Source organism: Leucobacter sp. M11, from assembly GCF_035726885.1.
Lineage (GTDB): Bacteria > Actinomycetota > Actinomycetes > Actinomycetales > Microbacteriaceae > JAPFRB01.
This window is the reverse complement of record NZ_JAPFRB010000005.1, coordinates 16052-17672: the sequence shown is the minus strand read 5'-3', so window position 1 is coordinate 17672 and position 1621 is coordinate 16052. Positions and strand designations below refer to the sequence as shown.

General features: G+C 66.9%; 1 protein-coding gene and 1 tRNA gene. Both read right to left on the bottom strand.

What is annotated here, in order from left to right:
- Positions 1-1292, bottom strand: a 1292-nt coding sequence (gene tig, locus OOT08_RS15325; RefSeq protein WP_325093712.1) for a trigger factor, incomplete at its 3' end; no start/stop codon positions are given.
- A gap of 66 nt (positions 1293-1358) precedes the next feature.
- Positions 1359-1433 (bottom strand) — tRNA-Pro (locus OOT08_RS15320).
- Positions 1434-1621: the final 188 nt, after the last annotated feature.

Genomic DNA, 1621 nt, shown 5'->3' with positions numbered 1-1621 from the left:
CCGTCCTCGCTCGTGTCAACGGCCGTGAACTCGGTCAGGTCGACGGCGTTGCCGTCGGCGTCGACCACGTTGGCCTTGGCCAGGGCGATCGCGAGGGCCTTGTTCCGGGTGACCTCGGCGATGATCTGGGGGATCTGGCCGTTCTGCTCCAGGGCCTGCACGAACTGTGCGGGCTCCATCTGGTACTGCGACGCGGAGGAGAAAATGTACTGCGAGAGCTCGTTCTGCGTGATCTGCACCTTCTCGGCGTCGGCGATCTCGTCGAAGAGGAGCTGCTGCTGGAGGCCCTTGGTGCTGGACTCGGTCACCTCTGCGCGGTGCTCGTCGTCCTCCAGGCGGCCCTCACCCTCGAGGTGGCGGTGCACCTCGTCGTTGACGATCTCCTCCGAAACGGGGATCTCAGCCTGCTCGATCAGGGTGTCGACGAAGATGTCGCGTGCCTGGCGGCCCTGCGTGAAGACCGCGGCCTGCTTGACCTGCTCGGCGAGCGATTCGCGCAGCTCGGCGATCGTGTCGAACTCGCTGGCGAGCTGGGCGAAGTCGTCGTCGGCCTCGGGGAGCTTGCGCTCCTTGACGGCGGTCACGGTGACCTCGACCTCGGCGTCGCGACCCTCGTGCTCGCCGCCGAGCAGGGCGGAGGTGAAGGTGGTGGTCTCACCGGCGGTGAGCGACTCGATGGCCTCGTCGATGCCCTCGAGGAGGTTGCCGGCGCCGATCTCGTAGGTGACGCCCTGGGCGCTGTCGACGTCGTTGCCGTCGATGCGAGCGGTCAGGTCCAGCTCGACCGAGTCACCGGTGGTCGCGGGGCGCTCGACGGTCTCGAGGGTGCCGAAGCGGGTGCGGAGCTGCGTGAGCTCGGCCTCCAGCGCGTCCTCGTCGATCTCGGCGTTGGCGACGGTGATCGTCATGCCGTCGTAGGCGGGCAGGGTGAACTCGGGGCGGACCTCAACCTCGAATGCGAGGACGAGGACGCCGGAGAAGTCCTTCTCCTCCAGCCACTTCTCGACGTCGGCCGTGGGGCGACCCATCGGGCGCACCTCGGTCTCGGCGAGCGCGGCCTGGAAGAAGTCGTCCAGCGAGGAGTTCACGGCCTGCTCGATGACGGCGCCGCGGCCGACGCGCTGGTCAATGATCGGTGCGGGGGCCTTGCCCTTGCGGAAGCCGGGGATGTTGACCTGCTCGGCCACGGTGGCGTAGGCCTTCTTGATGTGCGGCTGCAGCTCGTCGGCGGTGATCTCGACGCTCAGCTTGACGCGGGTCGGGGTCAGCTTCTCAACGCTTGTCTTGGGCAATTTGGCCTCTCAATAATCTTGGTCGGTAGGGATCGACGCTTCCGAGCGGTGTCAGTCACACTCGTGTCGGGGCGACAGGATTCGAACCTGCGACCTCCCGCTCCCAAAGCGGGCGCTCTAGCCAAGCTGAGCTACGCCCCGGATCGCTGAGCAATCCGGTGTCGTCCCACCAGAAATCGCGGGTTCGCGATCGCCGACGGAATGAACCTCGGCAAGTCTAGCGGAAAGAACCTGGGCACAGAGAACCCCGGCGGGCAAATCCCCGTTCCGGGCGGGTTCCGAGCCGTCGAGTCAGCGCGCGTGACCCCCGGACCTCCCGGAAATCTCGA